We start from the raw sequence: 26773 nt of genomic DNA on the forward strand, positions 1-26773 counted from the left end.
CCGCGACGCGGTCCGGGGCCCTCTTCCCGGGCCGAGGCTGCCTCATGTTCCGCATCTCCTTCTTTCGCTCCCGCGCCACCGTCGCCGCGCTGATCCTCGCGTGTTCAGCAACCGGCGCGGAGGCGCAGACCCGCGGCGCGCGTCCGCCGCTGACGCTGGAGCCCTTCGCCCACCGGGCGTTCGACGGCCGCGAAACCGCCGCCGAGCTGGGGCGGATCACCGTCCCGGAGCGGCGCGGCGCACCCGGGGGCCGCACGGTGGAGGTGGCGTTCGTCAGGCTCCGCACCCGCGCGGCCCGGCCGGATCCGCCCGTCGTCTGGATGGCGGGGGGGCCCGGCACTCCCGGGGCGCTCATGGCGCGAGTCCCCGTCTACTTTGCCCTCTTCGAGCGGATCCGGGCGCGCAGCGACGTCATCCTGGTGGACCAGCGCGGCCTGGGGATGTCCAGGCCGGTGCTGGACTGCCCCGCCGCCGGCGCGCCGGTGGACCTGTTCGCGTCGGAAGCGCGCTGGAGCGCCGTCTTCGCGGAGCGTACCGCGGCCTGCGCGCGCCGGTGGAAGGAGGCCGGGGTGGACCTGGCCGGGTACACCAGCGAGGAGAGCGCCGACGACATCGACGACATCCGGGCGGCGCTCGGGTACGAGCGCGTCAGCCTCCTGGGCCACAGCTACGGAACCCTGCTGGGCCAGGTGTACCTTCAGCGCCACGGCGGGCGCGTGCACCGGGCCGTCCTCGCGTCGGTGGAAGGGCCCAACGACCGCGTATCGCAGCCCGCGGTCTGGGACGTGCTCATCACCAGGCTGGGGTACTTCGCGGCGCGCGACTCCGCGCTCGCCGGTGCCGTCCCGGACCTGTCCGCCCTGTACCGCCGCGTGCTGGAGCGCCTGGACCGCCAGCCGGTGGAGGTCGCGATCACGCAGCGCCCGTCCAACCAGCCGGTGACCCTGCGCGTGGGGGGCATCGGCCTGCGCTGGGTGATGCGGATGAAGATGGCCGACGGCCGGACCTACGGAAGCATCCCGGCGCTGCTGCTGGCGCTGGACCGGGGCGAGTACCAGGCGCTCGCCCGCGAGCTGGAGCCGCTGTACAACGGCTTCAGCCGCTCGGCGATGGCCACCGCGGTCGACTGCGCGGGCGGATGGCCGGAGGGGCGGATGATGGATGCGGGCAGGGCTGCCCAGGGCGCCCTTTTCCGCAACGTGAACCTGCAGTGGGAGAGCGGTGCCTGCGCCGGGGCCGGCGTCCGGACGGGGCGGGGCGGGCCGCCGGTGTTCACGACGGTGCCCACCCTCTTCATCAGCGGCACGCTGGACACCAACACGCCGCCGTTCCAGGCAGAGGAGGTGCGGTGGGGATTCCCGGTGAGCGTGCACCTGGTGATCGACAACGCCGGGCACGAGTCGCTGCCGTCGCCGGCGGTGCAGGACATCGTCGCGCGCTTCCTGGCGGGGGAGGACGTGTCCGCCGCGCGGGTGTCCTTCCCCGCCCCCCGCTTCACGGCCGCGCTTTCCGCCCCCGCGGGAGGGCCGCGCTGATGCCGCCGGTGTGGACGAGGCTCCTGATCATCGGGGCGGCGCTCTGCGGCTGCGCGCCCCCGCCGGGCCCGGCACCGGCGGCATCCGCGCCCAGGCTCGTGGTGCCGGCCGACACGGCGCTCGTCGACGAGAGGGTACGCGTGGGGGCGGAGGGGCTGCGTCCCGGCGAGGCGGCGGCCCTGGTCGTCCGCTGGCCGGATGCGCCCGGCGGCGCCCTGCGCTCCGTCGCCTGGTTCCGCGCGGACGAGCACGGGCGCATCGACGCGTCCGTCCAGGCGCCCGACTCCGGGAGCTACGGGGGAAGGGATGCGATGGGCCTCTTCTGGTCGATGGAGCGGGACAGCGGGTCGGGCCCCTCCACGCCTTCCTGGGCACCGCCGGCGCCGCTCGCCCACGAGGTGGAGCTGCGGGTGGACGGGCGGGTGGTGGAGCGGCGCCCGCTGGTGCGCGCGCTCCTGGCCCCCGGCGTCCGGCGCGAAGAGGTGCATTCCGACGCGCTCACCGGGCGCCTGTACCTTCCGGCCGGGCGAGGTCCCCATCCGCTGGTGGTGGTGCTGGGGGGATCGGAGGGCGGCTTCGACGACCTTCGCGCCTCGGCGCTCGCGTCGCGAGGCTACGCCGCGCTGGCCGTAGCCTACTTCGGCCTTCCCGGGTTGCCGGGGGAGCTCTTCGCGGTGCCGGTGGAGCGGGTGGAGGCAGCCCTGGAATGGGCCCGCACGCGCCCCGAGCTCGACGCGGGGCGGGTGGCCCTGCTGGGCACCAGCAAGGGCGCCGAGCTGGCGCTGCTCGCGGCCACACGCCTGCCGGGGATCAGGGCGGTGGTGGCCTACGCGCCGACGGACGCCGTGCAGCAGGGCGTTACGCGCGAGGGCCGCTCGCGCCCGGAGTCCTCCTGGTCCCTCGGCGGCGAGCCGGTCCCCTTCCTTTTGCAGCGCCCCTCGGCCGAGTGGGAGGCGCAGTTCCGGCGCGCCCCGCCGTACACGCTGCGCACGCTGTACGAGGCGAGCCGCACCGACACGGCCGCGCTGGCCAGGGCGGCCATCCCCGTCGAGCGCATCCGCGGGGCGGTTCTCCTCCTGTCCGGGGCGGACGACCAGATGATCCCCGCCGCCGAGGGTGCCGAATCCGTCGTGCGGCGCCTGCGCGCCCACCGCCATCCGCGGCGCGCCGTGCACCTTTCCTTTTCGGGGGCGGGGCACTCCATCCTGGTGCCGTACCTTCCCACGCCGCCCCGGACGGCGGGCGGGTTCTGGCGCGCCGGCGGCACCCCGGCGGGATACGCCCGTGCCGACCGCGAGACGTGGGCGGCGGTGCTCGCGTTTCTGGGACGCGAGCTGCGGTGAGAACCGCGGCGCCGGGGCGCATTCCCGCCCGCCGGACCTGGCTCCCCGCGTTCGCCGCGGCGGCGGCGTTCGGATTGCTGGACGCCCTTCCCGAGTTCGGCGGCTCCGGCGGACGGGAGGGCGCCCTGGCCGTCGCCCGCGAGCTTCTCCCCTGGCTGGGATGGGCCGCGCTGGCGCCGGCCGTGGTGGCGGTGGCCGAGCGGGTGCCCCTGGGGCGCCCGCCGCTCGCGCGCGGCATCGCCCTTCACCTGGCGGCCGGGACGCTGCTTTCCATCGTCAAGCTGGCCATGCTCCTGCCCGTGAGCCGCTTCCTGTTCGGGTGGAGCGGGCAGGGGACGGGGCTGGGCGAGGGGCTGGCGTGGCTCCTGGCCCACCGGCTCCCCGGCAACGTGATCATGTACCTGCTGTTCGCCGTGGGTGCCACCGTGCTGATCGAGCAGCGGCTGGCGCGCGAGCAGGAAACGTCCCGCGCCCGGCTGGCCGCGGAGCTGGCCGAGTCGGAGCTTCGCCTGCTTCGCGCGCAGCTGGAGCCGCACTTTCTCTTCAACGCGCTCAACGCCGTGGCGGCCTTCGTGCGGATCGATCCGCCCCGTGCGGAGCGCATGCTCTCGGAGCTGGGCGAGCTGCTGCGGCTGGTGCTGCGCGCATCGTCGGCGGCGGACGTAACGCTCGACGAGGAGCTTGCCATCGTGGCCCGGTACGCGGAAATCCAGCGGATGAGGTTCGGCGACGGCTTTCGCCTGCGCACCGAGGCCGATCCGGAGACCCGGTCGCTGCGCGTGCCCGGCATTTTGCTGCAGCCGCTCGTGGAGAACGCGGTGAGGTACTCCGGGGCGGGCGAGGTGCTGGTTCGCGCCCGCCGCGAGCACGGGGTGCTGGTGCTGTCGGTGGCGAACGTGGCGAGCGCACCCGCCGCGGCGGGAAACGGCGACGGATCGGGAGAGGCGATCGGCCTCGCCAACACGCGTGCCCGGCTGAACCGCATCTACGGCGGCGCCGCGACCGTGACCCTCCGGGAGGCCGGCGGCCACACCGTGGCCGAGATCCGCCTTCCCATCGTGGGCTCCCGTACGCCGGAGGCCGGATGAACCCCCGCATCCGGGTGCTGATCGTGGACGACGAGGCGCCCGCCCGGCTCCTGCTGAACTCGTACCTGGCCGCCGAGCCGGACGTGGAGGTGGTGGGGATGTGCGGCACGGCGGCGGAAACGGTGGCCCACCTTCGCGCGCGCGAAACGGACGCGGTGTTCCTGGACATCCGGCTCGCGGATGGAACCGGCTTCGACGTGCTGGACCAGGTGGGCCCGGAGGTCATGCCGCCCGTCGTCTTCGTCACCGCGTACGACGAACACGCGATCCGCGCGTTCGAGCTGCACGCGATCGACTACCTGCTCAAGCCCGTGGCGGAGGCGCGCTTCCGGGCGGCGGTGGCCCGGCTGCGGGAGCTGCTTTCCCGCGACGCCGGGGGCGGCGGCGGTGCGCGCGAAGCGGTGCGGGCCGCCCGGGAGCTGCTGGCCGGCGCCACGGGGAGCCACTCCGCGCAGGGCCGCGGATACCTGGCGGCGCGAACGGCGTCGGGGGTGCAGATCGTCCCGGTCGCCACCGTCCGCTACCTGCGGGTGGACGGCCACTACGTGACGATCCACTCCGCATCCGGCACGCACCTGGTGCGGGGGGCGCTCTCGGATTTCGAAGACGAGCTGGATGCCGGGCGGTTCGTGCGCATCCACCGCTCCACGATCGTGAACCTGGACTTCGTGCGCGAGCTGAAGCCCTGGTTCCGCGGCGACTACCTGGTCCTGCTCCTGGACGGGACCGAGCTGCGCCTCAGCCGCCGCTTCCGCGCCAACCTGTCCAGGAGGTTCGTGAGCGACTGGTGAAGCGTGCTCACCGCAGCGGCAGCCAGTAGGAAACCTTGATGGCCAGGCGGTGGTCGCCGGGGGCGTCCAGCGTCTGGGCGAGCGACCCCAGGCCCACCGGCGCGATCTCGTCTCGTTCCCCGGCGCGGTCCTGCTGCCAGACCACGAAGAGCGAGCTTCCCGGGCGCCACTCCCAGCGCAGCACCGCGTTGCTGCGGAACGAGCGCACGTTGAAGTCGTGCACCACCGCCCCGCCGCCGGGGCCGAGCACGCGGGTGGCGTTGCCCTCGCGGCGCACGCGGGTGGTGTCGGCGCCGTACAGCGTCAGCTCGTGGCTCCCAGGCGCGGGAAGCTCGCCGAAGGTGTGGTAGCGCCCGCTGGAGGCGAACGGCTCGGCGTAGAACTCCATCGACAGGTCGGGGGTGAAGAGGTAGTTCAGCCGGACCTGGGCGAAGAACTCGCTGCGGCCCACGGAGGCGAACACGTACCGCTTGCCCCCCGTCGCGGCGGGCCCGCCATCCAGCGTGGCCACGTACTGCCGCGTGGGCGTGCTCTGCAGGAAGTTGGGATCCACCGACAGCTGCCAGCGCGGGCCCGGGCGAAAGGCCACGCCCCCGCTCAGCCGGTACGTGGCGCGGCCGTCCTCGTTCTCGCCGTAGTACACGCGGCCGTTCCAGCGGAAGCGCGCCGCGCTGCTGCTGGCCAGGCGGTTGATGACGGCCCACGACGCACGCGTTCCCGCCCGCGGCCCGCCGCGCGAGGCGGTGACGCTCTGCGCGCGGGGGGTGTAGAACGCCGTGAAGTCGCTGCGCCAGCGGTTCTGCCAGGTTCCCACCGCGTCCAGCCAGAGGGTGCCTCCCGTCCGCGTGCCGCCGTAGTTCCACCCCACCTCGGGGGTCACGAACACGTCGTAGCTGCGGAACGGCCCCCGCGGCTTCGTCTCCCGGTAGCGAAGCTCGGCGAAGGCGCTCACCGCGTCGGCCACGGACAGCCGCCCCGCGTCGTTCAATTCCAGCCCCGGCGAGCTCAGCGCGGCCCCGGTGGTCCACAGCCAGTGCTGGCCGCTGATGCGCGCCGCGTTCAACGACGCCGTGTACCCGGCCAGGCCGGTGCGCGAGGGGTCCAGCTCCACGTAGTCGGCGTCCGGGCGCTGGTAGTAGCGCGCGGAGCTTCGCTGCAGGCGCAGGATGGCCAGCGAGTCGCCCGCCACCCGGCTGGCGCCCACGTGGCCGCCCACCTGGTAGGTGCCGCGCCCGAAGCGGAGGTTCCAATCCACGCCGCCGGCGAACGCCTGTTCGGGCACCCGCAGGGCCAGGGGCGAGCCCGGCTCCAGGTCGCGCGAGACGGCGGTGAGCGTGGCGCCGACGGTGGAGCCGCCGCTCCCGATCTGCTGCTGCGCCCGGGCGACGGCGTACCCCGTGCGCGGCTCCACCTCCACCCGGCCGAAGACGCTGGTCGCGGAGTCGTAGGTGCGGGCCTGCTCGCGGTCGGTCACCGCCGCCAGCACGCCCAGCGACAGCCCCGAGGGCAGCTGTCCGGTGAGCTTGGCCGCGCCCAGGATGGTGGAATCGTCGGGACGGCGCACGAAGTCGCCTCCCGCCGGCCCGCGCGGCGGAGCGCCGATGCGGCGCGAGTAGAAGTACGAGGCGCCCCCTCCGGACAGGAGCTGGCTGCCCTCGGTGAAGAAGGGCCTGCGCTCGGGAAAGAAGGTTTCGAAGACGGAAAGATTCACCTCCGCCGGATCGGCATCCACCTGGCCGAAGTCCGGGTTCACCGTCACGTCGAGCGTCACGTTCGATCCCAGGCCGGCCTTCAGGTCGCCCCCGGTGCGGAACGCCGCCTCGCGCGGGCTGGTGAGGGGATCGGCCGGGTGCACCCCCGACCGCAGCGTGGCGCCGGAAGCCACGTACGGCATCAGCTCGATCCTGCGCACCGGGCGCACGCCCGAAAGCCCGGCCAGGTCGCCGAAGCGCGACGCCCAGCCGCTCTCGCTGGCGGGCACCAGGCTCCAGTACAGGTCCTCTTCGCGGCTGGGGATCCACCGGTTGACGTTGAGGCCCCACGTCTGCTCGGGGCGCGCGATGAATCGCAGCTGCGAGAGGGGGATGCGCATCTCGGCCGTCCACCCGCCCGGGTCGCGGGCCACGCGTGCCTCCCACACCGGGTCGTAGCGAACGTCCTGCGCCTCGCTGTCGGTGGGATGGTAGCCGTCGAGCCGCGCCCCGGCCGCCGTGACGCCGAAGCTGTAGGCGGTGCGCCGGTCCTGGTAGGTGTCGAACGAAACGCGGATGAACTCGGCCAGGATGCCGTTGTCCCGCCGCGTGATGGGCGCCCGGATCCCCTCGGCCGCCGCCTTCATCCGCGCGCCGACGTACACGTATGCCGCGTCGTAGAGGAAGCGCACCTCCGTCTCCGCCGTGGGCGCCGCGCCCTCGGTGGGAAGCTTCTGCACGAAGTCGCTGATCGGCGTGGCCTGGGCCCACGCGGCGTCGTCCAGGCGGCCGTCGATGGCCGGCGGGCGCCCCTCCACGCGCACCGCTCGCGCCTGCTTGCGCGCCCCTGCCTCCCTGCGGGCGTCGGCCGCGGGGGTGTTCGCCTGGGCGCCCGCGGGCTGCCCCGCCCAGGCCGCCAGCACGAGCGCCGCTGCCAGCATCCATCCCGTTTTCCGCATGACCATCCTCCCGGGGGTAAGTTTTTACTGCCGAAATTTCAGCATTCGATGCCAAGTCGATTTCCGTTCTGCGTGCTGCCGTACGCGCCTTGCGCTGAAAAATCAGCACTCAGGGCCCGAAAACGGGGCTCGGCGCCCCGTTTCCACCCTTCCACGAGGCTCAGTTCGCCGCGCGGTGGATCCACTCCCGCAGCCAGGCACGCGCGTCCGCGTCGAACGGGCGCCCGGCGTCATCCACCCGGTACTCGTAACGAAGGGAACCGCCGGGCCCGGGCGACACGCGCAGCGAGACGACCTCGCCTCCGCGCCTGGTTTCGGCGATGGTCAGCGAGCCTCCCTCGGCGATGCCCAGCACGCCGTCGCGCGCCGCGTTCAGGCGCACGCGGTCCGCCCGGAGCTCGCCCCTGGAAAGCTCCACCTCGTCCTCGATGTGACGATGGTTGGTGTTGCTGGTCCACAACCCGGCCTGTGCCGAGCCGGCCGGCCGGGGAGGACGCGACGGAGCGGGCTGCGCGCCCGTCCCCAACGCGGTGAGCACCGTGGCGCGCTCGGCGTCGGACTGCATGGCCCCCACCGCGGCCAGGAAGCGGTCGCGCGCGGCGCCGCTCAGCCGCCGGCCCTTCATCACCTCCAGCAGCACGTCGCGGCGCTCGGCGTCGGACGACATCGCGTGCGTCGCGCGGAGGACGGCCGCCAGCATGTCGCCGTCCACCCGGCCGCTTTGCAGCAGGGCCACCAGCACGCCGCGCTGCTCCGCGCCGCTCTCCATCCCCTCCACCACCCGGAACCAGGCATCGCGAACCGCGCGCTCGCGCAGCGGAAGCCGGGAGATTCCCGCGACGAGCACGTCGCGAACGTTGGCACGCGACTCCACGTCCGCCAGCGCCCCCAGGAGCTCGATCGCGTGGCCTGCCCCGAGCGTCCGCCGCTCCATCAGCGTGATCAGCACGTTCGCCTGCTCGGCCGAGGAACCCATGCCGCGCACGGCCTGGATGACCGCGGACACGTCTCCCGTATCGGCCGCCGTGGCCAGGGCCCCCGGCACGTTCGGGGGAGGCAGGACCGCCCTGGCCAGGGGCGCACGACCGGCGTGGGGCCCGGACGTGGCGGGGGGCTGAACGCGTTCGCCCGCCTTCGCCGCGGGGCCGGCAGCGGGGCCGGCGACGGCGGACGCCGGGGCGGGGCGGGCCGTCGCCCGCAGTGCGGCCAGGGGCGTGGTGGCCACCACGGCGGCGGCCAGCCCGGTGAGGATGGTGCGGCTGGACAGGCCCCGCCGCGGGTTCGCGGGCTCCAGGATGGCGAGCAGCCGTCCCTCGAACTGCGAGCGGCGCGCCATGGCCAGCGCGGCCACGGGCCCTTCGGAGCGGCCCAGCGAGCGCACCAGGGTAAGCAGGTGGTCGGCGTAGGCCGACGGGCGCGCGCCGATGGTGAGCACCGCGTCGTCGCAGGCGCGCTCCCGCTCTTCGCGCAGCCGCCGGGCGGCCAGCCACACCAGCGGGTTGTACCAGTGGAGGACGACGGCGAAGTGGGCCACCCACTGCGTGAGCGCATCCCAGCGGCGGACGTGGGCCAGCTCGTGGGCCAGCACCACCATGCGGCGCTCGTCGCTCCACTCCGCCGATTCGGCGGGAAGCAGCACCACGGGGCGGAACACCCCCCAGGTCATGGGCACCGCGGCCCGCTCCTCCCGCAGCAGGGTGACGATGCGGCCCAGCCGCAGCCGTCGCGCGAGCGAATCCGCCAGCCGCGTCCACGAATCGTCGGTCACTTCGCTGGCCCGGCGGCCCAGCCACCACACCCTGAGCACCCCCACCGACAGGCGCAGCGCCAGGGCGAGCGCGCCCAGCCCCCAGCCCCACGCCGCCAGCACGGGCCACGCCGGGAGGCCGCGCCGGGGCGAGGCGGGCGCCGCGTCCACGGACCGTACCGCGGGGCGCGAGACGGCGGCAGGCGCGGGCTCCGCCGGCGCCGGCGAAACGGCGGATGCCGCCGCCCGGGGCGGGGAGGGGAGGACGGCCACCTCCAGCGCGGGCAGGACGACCTGGAGGAGGGGCACGGCCAGGGCGCCGCCCAGGGCCACGGTCCACACCAGGTGCCGCAGCGCGGCGCTGCGGCGGTGCAGCAGCGCCGTCACCCCGAAGGCCGCCGCCAGCAGCACGCTCGCCTTCAGCGCACCCGCGGCCGCCAGCGCCACGAACCCGTCCGGCGCGGGGCTCACGACTCCTCCTCGGCGCGCCTGGCCTCTTCGATGCGGCGCGCCATGCGGTCCAGCTCCGCCGGCGAAAGCTCCGTCTCGGCCAGGAGGGCGTTGACCACCTGCTCGGCGCTTCCGCCGAAGAAGGTCTTCACCAGGTGCTGCAGGGCATGGCTGCGGGCCCGCGTGCGGGGCGTGGTCGCCAGGTACACGTACCGGCGCGCCTCCTCCTCGTGCTTGAGGTGGCCCTTCTCTTCCAGCAGCCGCAGGGCGGACCGCACCGCGTTGTAGGTGGGGGGATCCTCGAGCTCCTCCAGCACCTCGGCGGTGGTCACCCTGCCGCGGCGGTACACGATGTCCATGATCTGGCGTTCGCGCCGGCTGAGCGGGACTGGAGTGCTGGCTTGCATGACGGGTCCACCACGGGATCGTGTGTGCTGAATTTTCAGCCTGTGCTGAATATTCAGCATTCCACGTTCCGTGTCAAGAGCCTCGTGTGCGCCCGGCCGCGCTCCGTGAAGCCGCGTCGCCCTGAAGCAGCGTGGGGGGAGCGCGGGTGAAGACGACGCTCCCGCGGTGTGGGGTTTTGCGGGTGTGCGTCGTCTCCCTGGATGGAACGATCGAGCAGCGCGCATCCGCCGCTGCCAAGGTCCGCTCCCATGTGCGGTTCCCCCTCCCAGGAGAGTACGATGCGCAACCGAATCTTCCCCGCGTGCCTTTCGATGACGGTGCTGCTCGGCGCCGCCTGCAGCGACAACCCCGCGGCCGCCCCGGAACGGCTCACCCGCGCCGAGATCGGCGCGCTCGTGCAGGCGGTGGTGTTCGACGCCACCGCGGGCTTCGCGGAGGCCACCAGTGCCGGCTGGCTGCAGGCGCCGGCCACCAACCCGTTCACCATCGCCGTTTCCGAGGTCCACCCCTGTTCGTCGGGCGAGGTGGCGCTGGCCGGCCAGCTGGTGGGGGAGTACGACGAAGCTTCGTACACCGTGCAGTCGGACCTGGAGGCGACGGTCACCCACCGGGGGTGCGCCATCCCCACCGAGGGCGGCCAGTGGGTCCGCATCACCGGCGACCCGGACATGGCCCTGCACGTGGGCATGACCATGGCAGGGCCCATGATCACGCGGCTGGACGTTTCGCTGGCGGGGGCGTTCGCGTGGGCCCGCCGGACCGGGCCCACCCGCCGCTGCTCCCTCGACGTCAGCGGCGCAGTCGATGCCTCGGGCGAAACGCTGACCATCACCGGGACGGTCTGCGGCGAGCAGGTCGACGAACGGGTCCCCCTGGACGCGGCGTAGCAACCCCGCGGGGCCCGTCCGCGGAAATATCGCGGGCGGGCGCCTGCACGGCTTCCCGCCAGGGCTGCCCTTCGCCGGCCTCAGCAATGCGCGCACGAATGGACTCACGAATCGCACCCTCGTTTCGGCCGACGGAATGAGAGATCCCGGGAACGGCGGGGTACGCGAAGGCATGCGTGAAAGCGAATGGCCGGAGCGCATTCGCCGCGGGGACCGCGATGCCTTCGAACTGATGTTCCGGGCATACTACCCGCGGCTCTGCACCTTCGTCGAGCGGTACGCCGACCTGCCCGAGACCGCCGAGGAGCTGGTGCAGGACCTGTTCGTCTCCATCTGGGAGAAGCGGGCCCAGTGGACGGTGCGGGGGAGCCTGGCCGCGTACCTGTTCGGAGCGGCCCGCAACCGTGCCTTCGACCATCTGAAGCACCGCCGGGTACGGCGCAGGCTGCTCGACCACGGAAGCGGCGCCGTTCCGGGGATGGCGGAGGCCGGACCCGCCGTGGACGACCGGATGCACTCCGAGACGGTCGCGCGGGCCGTGGACGACGCGATCCAGCAGCTCCCCGAGCGGGCGCGCCTGGCCGTCGTGCTGCGCTGGCAGCAGCAGATGACGTACGCCGAAATCGCGGCGGTGATGGAAGTGTCGGTGAAGGGAGTGGAGAACCAGTTGGGGCGCGCGGTGAAGGTGCTGCGCGAGCGCCTCGCGCACCTGCGGGCGTAGGTCCCGCCGCACACCTGTCCAGCGGTCCGTTGCAAGGGGGAGCAATGCAGGGCGACATCGATTGGGAAGTGCTCGGCCGCTACCTGGCCGGTGAGTCGCCGGCCGAGGAGCGGGCGGCCGTTCGTCGGCGGGTGCTTCACGACCCGGAGTTCCGCCAGCTCGTCGACACGCTCGGGGGCGCCGGCCGGCCGGCCGCGGCGTACGACGTGGACGCCGCCTGGGCCCGCGTCCAGGCGCGGACCGGGAGCGACACGCGCTCCCCCGCGGGGGAAGGCCGCTTCGGCCGCGCCCCGCTCCCGGGGCGGGCCGCCCGGTCGTGGCCCGTGCTGCGGGCCGCGGCCGTGGCTGCCTTGCTCCTGGGGGGCGCGGCCCTGGCGGCGCGCATCACCGGCGGAGGCCCCCCGCCCGCCCCGGCCATGCGCGAGGCCGTGGCGAGCCGCGGCCAGCTGGTGACCGTGCGGCTCGCGGACGGGAGCGAGGTGATGCTGGCGCCCGAGAGCCGCCTGCGCTATCCGGCGGCCTTCGGCGGCACGCGGGAGGTGCACCTGCGGGGCGAGGCGCTGTTCCGGGTGGCCCGGCGGCCGGACCGCCCCTTCCGGGTGCATGCGGGCGCGGCAGTCGTCGAGGTCCTGGGCACGGTCTTCGACGTGAGCGCACGGCCCGGGGCACGGGTGGACGTGGCCGTCGCCGAGGGGCGGGTGCGCCTGGGCCCGGCCGGCGGTGCGCGCGCCGCGGGCGTCGTGCTCGCGCGGGGAGAGCTGGGACGCCTGGACCCGGATTCGGGGCTGAGCGTGGCGCGCGGCGCCGACGTCGGCGCGTACATCGGCTGGACGCACCGGCGCATGGTGTTTTCCGGCACGCAGCTGGGAGACGTGGCCGCGGCGATCGAGCGATGGTACGACGTGCGGGTGGAGGTTCACCCCGCGCTCCGGCGGCGCCGCGTGACCATGTCCATCGCCGATGCCTCGCTTTCCGAAGTCCTGAACGCGATCTCCGCCGCGCTGAACGTGCAGCACCAGGTAAAGGGCGGCGTCGTGACGATCTCCCGGCCGCCGGAGGGATCGTGAGGCGCCTCCTGGCGCTGCTGGCCGCCGGCTGCGCACTCGCCGCCGCCCCCGCGGGGGCGCAGGAGCGCGGGCGCCCGGGCGTGCCCTTGCGAGATGCCATCGCGGGCTCCGCCCCGCTGAGCCGCCCGGTAGACGTGGCGCTGGAGCAGGTGCTTCTCGCTTCCGCGCTGCGCCGCATCGCGGCCGACGCGGGGCTGAGCCTGGTGTACGACCCCGAGCTGCCGCAGCTGCAGCGGCGCGTTTCGCTGCATGCGCGGGGCATCGCGGTGGGCGACGCGCTGGCCGCGCTGCTGCGGGGGAGCGCGCTGGACCTGCTGGTTTCGCCGGCGGGCACGCTGATCCTCGTTCCCGTCCGGACGGCGGGGCTCCAGCCGGGCCGCGGGGCCATTCACGGCACGGTGCGGAGCGACGGGCGGGAAACCGGGGTCGCCGGAGCGCTCGTGCGGGTCGTGGGCACCCCCCTGGCGGCCGTGTCGGGCCCGGACGGCCGCTTTCGGGTGGAGGAGCTCCCCCCCGGGCGCTACGGCTTGGCCGCGACGCGGCTGGGCCACGCCCCCGCCCGGCTGGATTCGGTGGAGGTCGGGAGCGGCGGTGCGACGGAGGTGGTGCTGACGCTGGGGGTGGCGCCCGTGGCGTTGTCGGAGGTCGTCGTCGCCCCCGGAACGTACGGCGCCGTCGGCGAAGCGGGGGGAACGACCCAGGCCCGCTCGCGGGAGCAGGTGCGGGCCCTGCCCCACGTCGCGGCCGACGCCTTCCGGGCGGTCGAGCGGCTCGTCGGGGTTTCGTCGAGCGACCTTTCCGCGCGGTTCGGCGTCCGTGGCGGAAGCCCCGACGAGGTCCTGGTCCTCCTGGACGGGATGGAGCTGTACCGGCCGTTCCACCTGCAGGAGGTATACGACCTCGTGTCGATCGTCGACCTCCAGAACGTCGGGCAGGTGCGGCTGCTGACCGGCGGCTTTCCCGTGGAGCATGGAGGCCGGCTGGGCGCCGTGCTCGACATCCGCTCCACCAGCCCGCGGCGGGACTCGGCGCGCGGCCAGGCGGGCCTGAGCCTCCAGGAGTCGCGCCTGCACGGCGAGGGCGGCTTTTCGTCGGGGCGCGGCGGCTGGCTCGTCTCGGCGCGGCGCGGCCATCCGGGGCTGTGGCTGCTGAAGCAGCTGAACTTCGAGGTACAGTCGGCCGACTACGCGGACGTGTTCGCCAAGGCGGAGTACCAGGTGGCCAGCCGCCATCGCGTAGCGGCCCACCTGCTGGGTGCGGCCGACCACCTGCGCGAGCAAGCCGCCGGCTACCGAAGCCGGCACCGCAGCGCATATGCGTGGGTCACCACCACGTCGGCCCTGGGCGGCGGGTCCGCCGTGCGCACCGTCCTTTCGCTCTCGTCCCAGTGGCGGCGGCGCAACAGTTCGCTCTTCCTTCTTTCCGCCGAAGATCCGTCGGGCCAGCCGACCCCCGTCCTGCGCGTTGCGGACAGCCGCGGCTTCCGGATCGCCGCGCTGCGCCAGGACTGGACGCACCCGCTTTCGCCGGCCTACCAGCTCCGCTGGGGGATCGACCTCAGGAACGCCTCCGCCGAATACCACTACGGCCTGGAGCGGCACCGCGTCCGGCTGGACGAAGAAGGGTCGGTGCGATTGGGTCCCCTCTCCAAGGCGGTGCGGGTGGACGTGGCGCCGGCGGGAACCCGGGCCAGCGCGTACGTCCTGCACCGCGTGCGGCCCTGGCAGGCGCTCACCGTGGAAGCCGGGCTTCGCTACGACTGGTCGGGGCTGACGCGCCAGGCGAGCTGGGCGCCCCGGGCGAGCGCCGCTCTGGAAGTTGGGCCACGCACCACCCTGCGCGCGGGATGGGGACTGTACCACCAGCCGCAGGGGATCGAAGAGCTGCAGGTTTCGCGCGGGGCGACGCGGTTTGCGCGGGCCGACGGTGCCGAGCACCGGGTGGCGGGGGTGGAGCATCGTGCACCGGGCTTCGCGACGCTGCGCGCCGAAGCCTACGTGCGGCGGCACCGGCCCGTGGCCGCGCGCCACGTGGACCCGGCCCTGTTCCCCGAAATCGTCCCGGAGCTCTTTGCCGACGAGGGGGTGTGGCTGGCGCCGGAGGGGCTCACCGGCCGTGGGGTGGAGCTCTTCGCCGAGGGCGACCCGGACCGCGCCCTGGGGTGGACCGTGAGCTACGCGCTGGCGGAGGCGCGCATGCGCGCCGAGGGCCGGTCCCTGCCCTCCGCCTTCGACGAGCGCCACTCCGTGCGCGCCGAGGCGCGCTATGCTCCGCGGCCGGGCTGGCAGGTCGGGGCCGCCTGGCAGGCACGCTCCGGACGGCCTTCCACGCGCACCACGGTCGTTCTCCGCGCCTTCGCCGACACCACCGTCGAACTCGCCCGCAGCTTCGGCCCGCTCCACGGCGAGCGGCTCGGCGCCTACCATCGCCTCGACATCCGCGTGGCGCGCAGCTGGAACACGCGCCCGGGGAGAATCCGCACCTCGCTCGACGTGTTCAACGCGTACGACGCCTCGAACCTCCCCGACGATTCCACCGGCGAGGAGCCGCCGTTCATCTCCGCCCGCCCGGACTACGCGGTGCCGCGATGGTTCAGCGTATCGGTGGACTGGGAATTCTGACCGGGGCGGGAGACGGGTACGCCAACGGCCGGGATCGCGTGATTCCCGGCCGTGACCACCCCGGCCGCGTGGCGCGATGAATCCTTCATCGCGCCGGCACCCGGGGCCAACTCACCAACGAAAGCAGCGCAATGAGACACATCATCATCCGCTCCGCCCTCCTGGCGGCGGCGGTCCTGTCGGCACCCCGGGCGGTGGCCCAGGTCTCGGACAACTCCGGGCTCCTGCTGAACCTGAACGCGGCCGGCGCGGTCCTGAACACCGAATCACAGGGGGTGAAGAGCCGCGAAACGGGGACGGGCTTCGGCTTCCTGCTGGGCTACGGCTTCAACGAGCGCATCGCGCTCTATCTTGCGGTCGACGCGCTGCAGGTGCGGTACGACGGCGGGAGGGAGATCGAGGAGCTCGACGGGGAGTACGTGGTCGGGCAGCTGGACATCGGCCTTCGCTACACCTTTCTGGGCGCCGGTTCGGCGCTGCGGCCGTACGTGAGCGCCGCGATCGCCTCGACGGGCGTGGCCGACGAATTCGCGGACGAGGAGGGCGGCGAGCCGTTCGTGGCTTCCGCGGGGGGCAGCGGGTTCAGCGTGGGCGCGGGGCTGCAGTATTTCGTATCCCGGCGGCTCGCGGTGGAGCTGGCCGTACAGGAGTCCATCACCTCGCTGTCGGAGTTCGAGAAGGACGGAGAGGCGATCGACCCGGCGGGCGCGGGGTCCGACCTCACCGTGGCCCGCCTGAAGCTGGGCGTGACCTGGCATCCGTAGCGCCGGCGCAGGAGCGCCCGCCGACTCCGGCCCGTGAAGCCGCTCACGGGCCGGAGCGCCCCGGCCGAACCAGCCCTTCTTCGCCCCGGGAGTGCGCGCGTCCGCTGCCGCTCCCCGGGCGGCCCCCACTCGCCGCAACAATTACTTCTACACGGTGTAGGAAGTACGTACCCGTACCGGAGCGGCGATGCTGACCGAACTTCAGCTGGAGATCATGCGCGTGCTTTGGGACCGCGGAGAAGCCACGGTTCCCGAGGTCCAGGGGGCGCTCACGGAGCCGCGTGCGCACAGTACCGTAGCGACACTGCTCTCGCGTCTGGAGGACCGGCGGCTGGTGCAGCACCGCACCGACCGCCGTCAGTACGTCTATCGCGCGGCGGCTACGGAGGCGGAGGTACGAGAGATCGCGATCAGCGAGCTCTCCGAGGCAGCCGTGCCGCTCTACGACGGCGACCTTACGGCGATGGTCAGCCACCTTCTTGCCGTCTCCGCGGTCAGCCGGAGCGACCTTGCGCGCCTGCGGGAGCTGATCCACGACCTGGAGGCCCGCGAACGCGGAGATGCCGATGGCTGAGCCCACCTTCGGCCCGGTGGCCGAGCTCCTGGTGAGCTGGCTCGTCACCTACCTCCTGCACAGCACCCTCGTGTTGGGCGGCGCTGCGCTCGCGTCGGGGCGGCTCGTGCGGTCCGTCGCCCGGGTGGATCTGCTCTGGAAGTCGGCTCTCCTGGCACCCCTCGCCTCCGCTACCCTCCAGGTCGGCCTCGGCTACGCGCCCCTCGCGGGTGCCTGGACCCCGGCCGCCGCCGCCCGGGCGGGACGATGGCTGGCGCTGCCGCCGGCGCCCGGCGGCGGCGCGGGAGCCGCGGCGCTGGATGCGGGGGTGGGCCGCGGAACGAGCCTGCTCGCACCCGCCCTCGTGCTGGCGTGGCTCGCAGTCGCCGGGCTCGGGCTGGCCGGGGTGGTGCGGTCGCACCGGCGATTTCGCCGGTTCATGGAGCGCCGCGCCGTCGAGGACGCGGAGCTGCTCGGCATTTTCGCGGAGCTCCACGGGCAGGCCGGGCTCAGGCGGCCGGTCCGGCTCTCCGTCGCGCCCGCCTGCTCTTCGCCGGTGGCGCTCGGATGGAGCGAGGTCTGCGTCCCCGGCTGGTTCCTGCACACGCTCGAACCACTGGAGCAGCGGAGCATTCTCGCGCACGAGCTGGCCCACCTTGCTCGTGGCGACGCCCTGTGGCAGACGGGCGCGCTCGTGCTGTCCCGCGTGATGTTCTTCCAGCCGCTGAACGGGGTCGCTCGCCGCCGGATGGTGGAGGTGGCCGAGTACGCGTGTGACGATCATGCGGTGCGGCGTACCGGTACGCCGCTCGGACTGCTGCGGGCGCTCGCCGCGGTGGCGGAGAGGCACGTCGAGCGTGCGGCTCCCCCCGCGGTAGGTGCCGCCGCGATGGCGGCGACCCCCTCGGCGGTTCTCGCCCGCGCGGAGCGCCTGGTGAACGGCCGGCGCGAGCCGCCGCGATCCGTCGCGGCGGGCGACCTGGTGCTCGCCGCTCTCGGCGTGTGCGTGGTCGCGATCGCCGCGCCGGCGTGGTCCATGGCCACACCCCCCAAATTCGAGGGTGCGGTGGAGGCCGGCTCGGCGCCTGGCGCGGAAGGTGGGCCCGGCCCCCGCGTACACGTGCTGCGCCTTGAACGGGCCCCGCCCATTCCAGAGCTGCTGGAAAGACAGAAGCCAGGCACGGCGCCGGCCGTCTACGTCGCCAGAATGAACCGGAACGGCGCGGACACGGCCCAGCTGCGCGGGGCGGAAGCTCGGATCCTCGAGCTGCTCCAGGAAGTGGGGCGCTCAGGGACGGAGTCTCCGGAGGAGCTGCTGGCCGGCATCGTCGCGGCAGTCCGTCCCGCTCCCGCGCCCGGGCCCAGGTAGCCGCTCTGGAACCGTGCGCGGGCCTGCTTGCGCAATAGTTCTACATAATGTAGTATTACAATGTGTAAGACTCGTGGCCGTGGTGGTCGCGACCCTGACTCACCCGTCACTTGGCCGGAGCATCCTCATGAACCGCGATCAGACCTGTTGGGTTTCTACGGCGCACCGCCGCGGGCGGATGGCTGCGCGCATGATCACCCTGGCTCTCGCCGGGCTGGCCTCGGCGTGCGCGGCCCCGCAGCGCGCGCCGGCCGCCGCGGCCGGGCCCTCCGCCGAAGCACTCCCGGCGGCGCGCGTTCGGACCGCGTCCTACGAGCTCTACGCCCCCAACGACGCGGTCGCGGAGGCCGTCCGCCAGGAGCTGGACCGGGGCGCGGCAATCTTCGAAAGGCACTTCGGCGTGGCGCCGCCCCTGATCGGCGTAATGGTCTTCAACTCGACGGACGAGATGAGGGCGTTCGATTGGGCCCCCTTCCGGGCGCGATTCCGCGCGGTCCTCCCCTGGCTGGTGCAGTTCGAAGGAGATCCCACGGTCAGCGCGACCGGCGTCGAAGGGCAGCGCGCGATTTCGCACGAAGCCTGTCACGTCTTCCTGATGGCGCAGACCTCCGTGACCCTGGGCCGCACGGCCGGCCCCGCGGCCCGCCCGGGGGCCGGCGCGCCGCGAAGCTACGGCGACCCGGCGCTGCCGGACTGGTTCGACGAGGGAGTGGCGACGCTCTGCGAGCCGGAGGCACTCCACGAGTCGCGAGTCGCCCAGCTCCGCGCCGTGGCCGATTCGACGATCCCCCTGGCGGAGTTGTTCAGCATGGAGCACCCGGTTTGGCGGCAGCTGCAGAACGTGATGGATGCGCAGCGCGCCGGGGCGGGAGACACGGCGCGGGTCCCCGGCACCGGCCCGGGAATCACCCGGCTGCGGGTACGCCCGGGCGAGTTCGGCGGCACCCGCGGCATTACCTTCTACTCCCAAACGAACTCCGTTCTGGAGTTCATGGCAGAGCGCGAAGGGCCCGTGTTCGTGGCACGCCTGGGCGAAGGGCTGGCGCGAGGCAAGACGGTCGAGGAGGTGCTGGCGGCCCACGCACGCCGACTGCCGCACGGAATCCCCGCGCTCGAGCAGGAGTGGAAAGCGTGGCACACGACGCGCTGACGCAACCCCGCGCGGGAGATTCGTGGCGTCAGGGCCGGTAGGGCGGGCGCCACACCGTCCCCAGCTGCACCCGCGTGGTCGCCTCGCGCACGCGGACCGGATCTCCCGGCCCGGAGCCGGTCAGCTCGTCGTGCCGCACGCGGGTGCGCAGAACGGCGAGATCCAGGCTCGCCATCGGGCTCAACACCACTTCCACTCCCCCGCCCACCGTCCACCCGGTCCCCTGGAGCTGCCGGTCGGCCGTGGTTTCCCTCAGCCCGCTGGAGAACGCGACCTGCGCGTAGGGGAACGCCACGCCGGCCCGGAACGGCGCCACCCGCGCGGCGATGTCGGCATGGCCCAGCAGGCCGATGCTCTCGTCGTCCTGGAACGCGCCGGCGGCGAGGTCCACGTTCAGGAGTACCATCAGGTGGCGGGTCACCCCCATCCCGATGAAGCCCCCCACGCCCCCACCCCGCCGGGGCGCGGCGGCTCCCTGGTCGCTGCTCATTCCCACGGCGTGGGTGCCCAGGGCAAATCCCGCGACGGACGGCCGGCTCTCCTGCGCCGCGGCCGAACCGCCGGAGGCCAGCAGGACCACGACCGCCCCCGTGACCATCCGCGATGCGAGCTTCATAGGGGCCTCTGGTGGGAGAGTGGGAAGGACCGGACGAGAGTGCCCGGCCAGCCGCAGTGTACATCGCGAGTAGTAGCGAAGTTTCGCGTCTGCGGAAAGGGGGCGCCACCGCCCTCCTTGACGGGATTGAGTTACACTTGTAATATTACATGTGTAACCCATCGCGGCCCGTCCTCCCAGCCCCCGTTTCCGCATGCCCGCAAAAAGCTCCCTCACCGATCTTCAGCTGGAACTCATGCGCGTGCTGTGGCGGCGCGGCGAGGCCACCGTCGGTGACGTCCAGCGCGACCTTGGCGCCACGCGCGGCATCGCGCAGAGCACCGTGGCGACGCTGCTGCGCCGCCTGGAAGCCAAAGGCGCCGTCACCCACCGCAGCGAAGGGCGCTCCTTCATCTACTCCCCCGCCCTCGTGGAGGGCGAGGTGCAGCGCTCGGTGATCGGCAGCATCACCGAGCGGCTGTTCACCGGCGACGTTCCCACCGTCATCAGCCACCTGCTCGCCGAGCGCGACGTCACCCGCGAAGAGCTGGCCGAGGTGAAGGCCATGATCGCGGCAAAGGAAAAGGCGCTCGACGACACCGGCCGGGGAGGCACCCATGAGCGCTGAATCCGTGCTGTACCTGCTGGTACGCGTGGGCGCTGGCACGCTGGCCTGGGTGGCCACGTACCTCGTTCACAGCACCGTGCTGCTGGCCGGCGCCTGGTGGGCATCCACGCGCTCGGCCTCGGCGCAGACGCGTGAGCTGCTGTGGCGGACGGCGCTTCTCGGCGGCCTGGCGACCGCCACCCTGCAGACGACCGGGGCCGTTCCCGCGGTGTTCGCGCGAGTGTCCACCGGCGGCCTGGTCGAAGCCCGGCACTGGTCGGGCCAGGCGCCTTCCGCTCCCCTTGCCCGCGTGCCGGGGCGCCGGGGCGCAGCGCCGTCGGACGGCACCTCCGGACCGGAACGGTACGCTTCGCGCCTGCCCTCGGCCGGAACGCTGCTGCGTGCCGCGCCGCTGGCGCTCGTGCTGGCGTGGATGATGTTCGCGGGCGCCATGCTGGCCCGCCTTGCGTTCGCCACGCGCCGGGCACGCCGTTCCATGGGCCGGCGCCGTGACGTGGAAGACGCGGGCGTGCTCCCTGCTGCGGGACGCCTGCGCCAGGCTGGGATTCCGCCGTACCGTCCGGCTCACCGTGTCCGAGTCGCTGGGCACCCCCGTCGCCCTGGGCCGGGCGGAGATCTGCCTGCCCCGGCGCGCGCTGGAGGAGTGCTCGGAAGAGGAGATGCGCGCCGTGCTGTCGCACGAAGTCGCCCACCTCGTGCGGCACGATCCCGCGTGGCTGCTGGTTTCGGTGACGGTGGAATCCATCTTCTTCTTTCAGCCGCTCAATCGCGCGGCGCGGACCCACCTGCAGGAGCAGGCCGAATACCTCAGCGACCAGCTCGCCGTCGAGCGGGCCGGCAGCCTTCGGCTTGCGCTGGCCCGTGCGTTGGCCGCCGTGGGCGGCTGGCTGTCGGCGGAACGCGAGCCGCTGCTGGCGCCCGCGCTGGGCGAGCACCGCGGCTCAATCGCCCGCCGCGTGCGCTGCCTCCTTTCCGACGGCTGGCCGGCGTCCCGGCTCCCCCGGGTGGCGAGGTGGTCCTTCGGCCTGGCCGCGCTCGCGCTGGTGATGACCGTGGCGCCCGGGTTCACGGCCGGCGGGCCGTGGGCGTGGGGAACACCCGCGTTCCAGTGGTCGGGGGTGGCCGCACCGGGAACCGTGGTGGAGGTCGGCGGCCTGCTGGGGGCGATCCGCGCCGAGCCGGCCGCGGGCGATTCCGTGGTGGTGCGCGCCACCCGCCACGGGCGCGCGACCGAGCCCGACGTTCGCTTCGAGGTGGTGCGGTCGCCTGACCGCGTGACGATCTGCGCGCTGTACCCGGCCCCCGCCGGCTCGTCGCCCAACCGGTGCATCCCGGGGCGGCCGTCGGCGCAGCGGAACACGCGGGTGAACGACGTGGAGATCGACTTCGTCGTCCAGGTGCCGGCCGGGGTGGCGTTCCATGGATACACCAGCACCGGGACGATCCGCACCGGGCTCCTGCGCGGACCCGTGCACGCCGAGTCCTCCGCGGGCGACGTGGACGTCCGCACCACCTCCCACGCCTCGGCGGCCACCGGCAGCGGCAACGTGCGGCTGCGGATGGGAAGCACTACCTGGGCGGACACGCTCTTCGTCAGCACGTTGAGCGGCAACATCCGCGTGTGGCTCCCCACGAATCCGCAGGTGTCGCTGGCGGCCCGCTCCGAAACGGGCAGGGTGTCCAGCGACTTTCCCCTGCGCGGGCACCGGCTGGGGAGGTGGGAGCGAATGCGCCGCCGCGGCAGCCTGGGCGAGCACGGTTCCGGTGGCGATCCAGGGTCCGGACGGTCGCTGGTCGTCGGCAGCCGCGTCGGCAACATCTCCATCGAGCGGGCACCCTAGCCCGCGCGTCCACGAACCGCTGAGCGGGGCGAACGCCGCCCCGCCATCGAGGGTCCCATCCGTTCCGCCGCACCCACGCGGCGTCATCCACCCAAACAGCGCCATCGCGGTGCTGCTCACTCCAGGGAGCGTCCAGAATGGACCATCTCAAGCCCGGCGTTTGCCCCCGTTTTCAGTTCCGCGGTCTGCGCGTCGCCGCCGCCGCCGTCGTCCTCGCCTCCGCCTGCACCCCGCCGGGACACGGGCCAGCCGCGCCTGCGCCTTCGGCCGCCATCCGATGGGAGCCGGGGACCATCACGGCCGCGGACTCGGCGCGGGTGCCGGTGGAATTCGGCGAGCTCCAGCTTCCACAGGTCCGCGGCGGCGGAACGGCTCATTCGCCGGTGACGCTTCGACTGGTGCGGTTCCGGTCTTCGTCCAGCACGCCCGGGGCACCGATCATCTACCTGTCCGGGGGCAGCGGATCGGGGATCGCCGCGGCTCGCGGGCCCCGGCTTCCCCTCTTCCGGCGCCTCAGCGAACTCGGCGACGTGATCGCCATCGACCTGCGCGGGGCGGGGCGGTCGGAGCCCCGGATCGCGTGTCCCGAAGGGGAGCCGCTCCCCGTCGCCGTCCCCATCGTCCACGACACGCTCACCGCCATCCTGGGCCGCAACGCACGGGCGTGCGCCGCCGCCCTGAGGAGCGCGGGGGTAGCCCCCGAGGGCTTCAACGTGCGCGAGATCGTGGCCGACGTGGAGGCCGTTCGCGCGGCGCTCGGCGCACCGCGGGTGAGGCTGTGGGGGATCAGCACGGGAAGCCAGCTGGGGCTGGAGTACATCCGCCGCCACCCGCGCCACGTGGAGAGCGCCGTGCTGGCCGGCGTACAGGCACCCGACCAGATGCTGGACATGCCCGCCGAACACGACCGGGTGATCCACGCGCTGGAAGCGGCGCTCGCGGCGGCCGCCCCGTCCGACACGGCGGCGAAGCTGGTGCCCCTGCTGCGCACCGTGTTCGCGGCGCTGGACGCGGCACCGCAACGGGTGAGCGTGCAGGATCGCCGCTCCGGGTCGGCCGTCACCGTGGGGCTCGGCAAGACGGACGCACAGTTCCTGGTGGCGGGCACCCTGGGCGACCGACGGCAGATGGCGATGCTGCCGACGGCGTTCGGGGCGGCGGCCCGGGGCGACTACCGCATGCTGGCGGCATTCAAGCTCGAGGGGCTGCGCGGGGGGATCACCTCGCCGTACGAGGCGCTGTCGGACTGTCAGGTGCCCGTCTCGAGCGGCCGGCGCGCGCGGGTGGAGAGCCAGGCGGGCGCGGCGCTGCTGGGGCGGGCCACCCTGGACTTTCCCGACGCGTGCGCGGGATGGGGCGTGGCCCCGCTCCCCGCGTCGTACGGCGAGCCGGTGCGCTCGTCCGTCCCCGTTCTGCTGATCAGCGGCACGCTGGACGGGCGCACCACGGTGGAGAACGCCGAAGCCGCGCTCCGGGGACTCGCCAACGGATCGCACCTGGTGGTCGAGGGCGCGTCGCACGGAGACGACCTCTTCCTCTCCACCCCCGAGATCGCGCAGGTCATCCAGGGCTACTTCCAGGGCGAGCGGGGGCCCCGCACCCGGTCGCTCCGGGTTTCCCCGCCCCGGGCGAACCGGTGAATGAAGCCAGGCGGGAGAACGCGCGTCCGCTCCTGCGGGCGCGCCGTTCCGCCAGCACGACTCCCTCGTGCGGCGCGTGCGCGCCGGAGCCGGGGGACCGCTGCCCGCGCCGCCCCCCGACCAGGCCTGGGGGTGGCCGGTGAAGTAGCCCTGCGGGAGGCGGAAGATCGTCGCTTTGCGCCGGACGCGGAACGCCCCGGCTGGAAAACCGGGGCGTTCCGCGCGCCTAGCGGACGGCGGCCGCCGCGCCGCTCTCGATCGCCCGCCGGACCAGCGCCACCGTCGCGGCGTTGGCGCGCGCCACCGCGGCTCGCATGCGGTCGCCGAGCTCCCCCATCTCGCGCCCGAGCGCCGCCATCTCGTCGCCGCGCTCGCTCATCGGTGCACTGACTTCCCTCATCCTCCGGCCGAGCACCGCCATCTCGGAGCCGAGCCGGCGCATCTCGTCTCCCAGTTCCGCACGTTCCCGCTCGATCTCGCGGCGCTCCGACGCCGAAACCCCCGCGGCCTCCCGGCTGGCCAGCACCCCCAGGCGTGCCCCGATGACGCCCTGTTGCGCCCCGATCGCGGCCTGCTGGGCCCCGACTTCGGCCTGCCGCGCGCCGATGCGGGCCTGTGCCTCGCCGATGGCACCCTGCTGCGCACCGATGCGGCCCTGCTCCTCGCCCACGCGGCCCACCGGCTCCCACGCTTCTTCGACCTGTCCCAGCACCCCGCGATCGCGGACGACGTACTCCTGGCCGCCGTACCGGAACCACAGCATCGGCTCGCCCGCCCGGCGGTGGCGCCGCGCGCGCTCGGCGTCTCCCGACTGCCCGGACATCGTGGTGCTCCCGTCTTCGCGGAACAGGATGAAGTGCACTTCCTGTACGGGCGGGGCCGCCGCCTCCGCGGCTGCCGGCGCGGCGTGCTCCGGACCCGGACCGGCCGAACGCCCGGCGGCGGGGGTGGCGGATGCGCCGCCGGTGCTCCGCGGCGCCATCCGCGCGGCCACGGCCGGTGGAGGCGTCGCCCGGGCCGTCTGCGCCACGGCGGGAGCGGCGGCCGTGGCGGAGCGCGCCACGGCCCGGATGGGGGCGATCGCGAGCAGGGCGAGCGCCACCGCGCCGGCGGCGAGCAGGCGGCCGCGAAGCGAGAGCGGGGATGTGCGGTCGAGCATGGTGAGTCTCCGTTTCAGGTTTCCGAACGACCACGCGGCTCCTGCCGCGGAAAAGGTGGCGGTCTGCCGTGACACCCCCAGGGCGAGCAGCATGCGGCCGTAGCTCTGCGGCGACGCGCCCAGCGTGGCGAGGACGGCCTCGTCGCAGGCGGCTTCGCGCCAGAACGCGTATTCACGGGCGGCGAGGCGGGCGAGGGGATGGAAGAAGAAGCATCGCTCGGCCGCCGCGGGAACGCACCCCAGCCACACGTCGCCGCGCTTCAGGTGCGCGAGCTCGTGGCAGAGCGCCATGCGCTGCTCGGCGGGGTGCAGCGCGGCGAACCTTTCGCCCGGCACCAGGATCACCGGCCGGCGCCCGCCCACGATCAGCGGCGTTTCGACTTCCGTGGAGACCCGTACCTCCACCGTTCCGCGCAGGGCGAGCCGGCCGGCGAGCTCGCCGAGAACCGCCTGCAGCGCGGGGCCGCCGGGGCGCGATCGCGCGACCACGGCCCGCGTGCGGCGCCAGCCGCGCAGCGTCCGCAGCAGCGACAGCCCCAGTCCCAGCGCCCACGCGCAGACCACGACCGCGGTCCAGGGGATCTCCGGCGCGCCGGACTCGCGCGCGGGCAGGGGAGCGGGGCGGGCGGCGGCGCCCGCCTGCGCCACCGGCAGCGGCGGAGCGGGCGTGACGGCCGCCTCGCCGGCTGGCGCATGGGCCGCGGCACGGGGCAGCACGGGGAGCACGATCGCCGAAGGCGAGGCGAGCGCCACGATGAACTTCGCGGCCACGCTCCACCACAGGAGCGCCCGGACGCTGGCCGGCAGCCGCGGCAGCCCCCGGCAGGCCAGCCAGACGAGGGCGGCCAGCACCGCCCCTTCGATGGACGCACGGGCGAGAAGGGCGAGCATCAGCGGTCCTTTCGTTGGGCGGCGTCGAGGCGGGCGACGATCTGCTCCAGCGCCTGCCGTTCCTGGTCGGACAGCTCGGGCGCGTCGGACAGGTAGGCCAGGAACGGCGAGACGGACCCGTCCAGGCTCCGCTCCACGAACCGCTGCACCGCGTCCTTGAGCAGGTCCGCCGACGAGGCGCAGGCGCGATAGCGGTAAACGCCGTCCGCCATCTGGCGCGACAGGTACCCCTTGCTCCGCAGGCGCTCCATCATCGTGAGCACGGTGGAGCGGGCGAGGGCGCGGCTGGCGCCGAACTCGTCGACGGCCTCCGCGACGCTGGCGCCGCCCCGGTCGGCGATGTGCCGTACCAGCGCCAGCTCCTGCTCGCCGATCGTCGATTCACGGGCCATGGGTGCCTACACGTGTCGTCATGAGACGATGATAATCGTGCCTACACGAGTAGTCAAGACCGTCGTGTGGCGCGCGGGCGAAACCATGGACGTGCGCTGGGGCCTGTCTCCGCCTCCCCCGCGCGGCCGTTCGTCGGCCGGTGCCGCCCCGCGTCGCTGGCGACCTTGGGGGTCCCGGCGCTCGCCGAGCCTATCTACGGGAAAAACAGTTGACAAGTGCAGGCGCCGCGACTACACTGCTACGGAAGAACCCGTAGCGAGGATTTCATGGACGAGATTAGCTTTACCCCGCGCGAGCTGGACGTGATGAGCATCCTGTGGCGCAGCGGCTCGGGAACGGTAAGCGAGGTGCGGGAGGAACTGGGCGAGGACCTGGCCTACACCTCGGTCCTGTCGGCGCTGCAGACGCTGGAGGAGAAGAGGTTCGTGCGCCACGAGGCAGAGGGGCGCGCCTACCGCTACTTCCCCACCGTGGCGCCGGAA

The 26773-nt window shown here is 73.7% G+C and carries 23 protein-coding genes; 16 read left to right on the top strand and 7 right to left on the bottom strand.

Translation table 11 applies throughout. The features are described from left to right. Positions 1-44 precede the first annotated feature (44 nt). The 4 genes from VGB24_RS16840 to VGB24_RS16855 are packed head-to-tail and all read left to right on the top strand — an operon-like array spanning position 45 to position 4757. A complete protein-coding gene (locus VGB24_RS16840) occupies positions 45-1535 on the top strand; it encodes an alpha/beta hydrolase (protein ID WP_331074109.1) in 1491 nt (496 codons plus the stop codon). 8 nt (positions 1536-1543) lie between these two features. Continuing rightward, positions 1544-2878: an acyl-CoA thioesterase/bile acid-CoA:amino acid N-acyltransferase family protein gene (locus tag VGB24_RS16845; protein WP_331074110.1), complete on the top strand. Its 1335-nt coding sequence runs from the start codon at positions 1544-1546 to the stop codon at positions 2876-2878. Next, a complete protein-coding gene (locus VGB24_RS16850; RefSeq protein WP_331074111.1) occupies positions 2875-3966 on the top strand; it encodes a sensor histidine kinase in 1092 nt (363 codons plus the stop codon). Before VGB24_RS16845 ends, VGB24_RS16850 begins: the two co-directional genes overlap by 4 nt. Continuing rightward, the gene (locus tag VGB24_RS16855) at positions 3963-4757 is read left to right on the top strand and encodes a LytTR family DNA-binding domain-containing protein (RefSeq protein ID WP_331074112.1); all 795 of its coding nucleotides are present in this window, start codon (positions 3963-3965) and stop codon (positions 4755-4757) included. The genes VGB24_RS16850 and VGB24_RS16855 overlap by 4 nt, the downstream gene beginning before the upstream one ends. A 7-nt stretch (positions 4758-4764) precedes the next feature. Here VGB24_RS16855 and VGB24_RS16860 read toward each other — a convergent pair whose 3' ends face one another. The 3 genes from VGB24_RS16860 to VGB24_RS16870 form a co-directional block, all read right to left on the bottom strand. Next, positions 4765-7407, bottom strand: coding sequence for a DUF5916 domain-containing protein (locus tag VGB24_RS16860; RefSeq protein ID WP_331074113.1), 2643 nt, complete (start codon positions 7405-7407; stop codon positions 4765-4767). Positions 7408-7567: 160 nt separating this feature from the next. Next, positions 7568-9625, bottom strand: coding sequence for a M56 family metallopeptidase (locus VGB24_RS16865; protein WP_331074114.1), 2058 nt, complete (start codon positions 9623-9625; stop codon positions 7568-7570). Further along, positions 9622-10011 (bottom strand): BlaI/MecI/CopY family transcriptional regulator, encoded by a 390-nt coding sequence (locus VGB24_RS16870; RefSeq protein ID WP_331074115.1) that lies wholly within the window; start codon positions 10009-10011, stop codon positions 9622-9624. The genes VGB24_RS16865 and VGB24_RS16870 overlap by 4 nt, the downstream gene beginning before the upstream one ends. Before the next feature lie 279 nt (positions 10012-10290). On the opposite strand from VGB24_RS16870, the gene VGB24_RS16875 reads away from it, so the two are divergent. The 8 genes from VGB24_RS16875 to VGB24_RS16910 all read left to right on the top strand — a co-directional run bounded on the left by VGB24_RS16875 (position 10291) and on the right by VGB24_RS16910 (position 19144). Then, entirely contained in the window at positions 10291-10899 is a 609-nt protein-coding gene (locus tag VGB24_RS16875) for a hypothetical protein (protein WP_331074116.1), read from the top strand. A gap of 172 nt (positions 10900-11071) precedes the next feature. After that, the gene (locus tag VGB24_RS16880) at positions 11072-11620 is read left to right on the top strand and encodes an RNA polymerase sigma-70 factor (protein ID WP_331074117.1); all 549 of its coding nucleotides are present in this window, start codon (positions 11072-11074) and stop codon (positions 11618-11620) included. A gap of 44 nt (positions 11621-11664) precedes the next feature. Continuing rightward, complete coding sequence (locus tag VGB24_RS16885) at positions 11665-12687, top strand: FecR family protein (protein WP_331074118.1); 1023 nt, start codon at positions 11665-11667, stop codon at positions 12685-12687. Beyond that, positions 12684-15308: a TonB-dependent receptor gene (locus VGB24_RS16890; RefSeq protein WP_331074119.1), complete on the top strand. Its 2625-nt coding sequence runs from the start codon at positions 12684-12686 to the stop codon at positions 15306-15308. Before VGB24_RS16885 ends, VGB24_RS16890 begins: the two co-directional genes overlap by 4 nt. Before the next feature lie 131 nt (positions 15309-15439). After that, positions 15440-16072, top strand: a complete 633-nt coding sequence (locus VGB24_RS16895; RefSeq protein ID WP_331074120.1) for an outer membrane beta-barrel protein — start codon at positions 15440-15442, stop codon at positions 16070-16072. 187 nt (positions 16073-16259) lie between these two features. Further along, positions 16260-16646 carry a BlaI/MecI/CopY family transcriptional regulator gene (locus tag VGB24_RS16900; RefSeq protein WP_331074121.1) on the top strand — a complete coding sequence of 129 codons (387 nt, stop codon included), beginning with the start codon at positions 16260-16262 and terminating at the stop codon, positions 16644-16646. Beyond that, entirely contained in the window at positions 16639-17994 is a 1356-nt protein-coding gene (locus VGB24_RS16905; RefSeq protein WP_331074122.1) for a M56 family metallopeptidase, read from the top strand. The genes VGB24_RS16900 and VGB24_RS16905 overlap by 8 nt, the downstream gene beginning before the upstream one ends. A gap of 190 nt (positions 17995-18184) precedes the next feature. After that, positions 18185-19144, top strand: coding sequence for a hypothetical protein (locus VGB24_RS16910; RefSeq protein ID WP_331074123.1), 960 nt, complete (start codon positions 18185-18187; stop codon positions 19142-19144). 28 nt (positions 19145-19172) lie between these two features. Here VGB24_RS16910 and VGB24_RS16915 read toward each other — a convergent pair whose 3' ends face one another. Continuing rightward, positions 19173-19760, bottom strand: a complete 588-nt coding sequence (locus VGB24_RS16915; RefSeq protein WP_331074124.1) for an outer membrane beta-barrel protein — start codon at positions 19758-19760, stop codon at positions 19173-19175. 193 nt (positions 19761-19953) lie between these two features. On the opposite strand from VGB24_RS16915, the gene VGB24_RS16920 reads away from it, so the two are divergent. Then, positions 19954-20367, top strand: coding sequence for a BlaI/MecI/CopY family transcriptional regulator (locus VGB24_RS16920; RefSeq protein WP_331074125.1), 414 nt, complete (start codon positions 19954-19956; stop codon positions 20365-20367). A 66-nt stretch (positions 20368-20433) separates the two neighbouring features. Here the strand turns inward: VGB24_RS16920 and VGB24_RS16925 are convergent, their stop codons facing one another. Beyond that, positions 20434-20595 (bottom strand): hypothetical protein, encoded by a 162-nt coding sequence (locus tag VGB24_RS16925; protein ID WP_331074126.1) that lies wholly within the window; start codon positions 20593-20595, stop codon positions 20434-20436. Between the two features lie 260 nt (positions 20596-20855). Between VGB24_RS16925 and VGB24_RS16930 the strand changes: the two genes are divergently transcribed. Next, on the top strand, positions 20856-22208 hold the full coding sequence (locus VGB24_RS16930) for a M56 family metallopeptidase (protein WP_331074127.1): 1353 nt from the start codon (positions 20856-20858) through the stop codon (positions 22206-22208). Positions 22209-22345: 137 nt separating this feature from the next. Beyond that, positions 22346-23848: an alpha/beta hydrolase gene (locus VGB24_RS16935; RefSeq protein ID WP_331074128.1), complete on the top strand. Its 1503-nt coding sequence runs from the start codon at positions 22346-22348 to the stop codon at positions 23846-23848. Positions 23849-24074: 226 nt separating this feature from the next. Here the strand turns inward: VGB24_RS16935 and VGB24_RS16940 are convergent, their stop codons facing one another. Together VGB24_RS16940 and VGB24_RS16945 are read right to left on the bottom strand one after the other, a co-directional pair. Beyond that, on the bottom strand, positions 24075-25898 hold the full coding sequence (locus VGB24_RS16940) for a M56 family metallopeptidase (protein WP_331074129.1): 1824 nt from the start codon (positions 25896-25898) through the stop codon (positions 24075-24077). Next, positions 25898-26290 (bottom strand): BlaI/MecI/CopY family transcriptional regulator, encoded by a 393-nt coding sequence (locus tag VGB24_RS16945; RefSeq protein ID WP_331074130.1) that lies wholly within the window; start codon positions 26288-26290, stop codon positions 25898-25900. Before VGB24_RS16945 ends, VGB24_RS16940 begins: the two co-directional genes overlap by 1 nt. Before the next feature lie 267 nt (positions 26291-26557). Between VGB24_RS16945 and VGB24_RS16950 the strand changes: the two genes are divergently transcribed. Beyond that, positions 26558-26773, top strand: a 216-nt coding sequence (locus VGB24_RS16950; RefSeq protein ID WP_331071643.1) for a BlaI/MecI/CopY family transcriptional regulator, incomplete at its 3' end; no start/stop codon positions are given.

The sequence above is a fragment of the Longimicrobium sp. genome, assembly GCF_036399935.1.
Classification (GTDB): Bacteria; Gemmatimonadota; Gemmatimonadetes; order Longimicrobiales; family Longimicrobiaceae; genus Longimicrobium.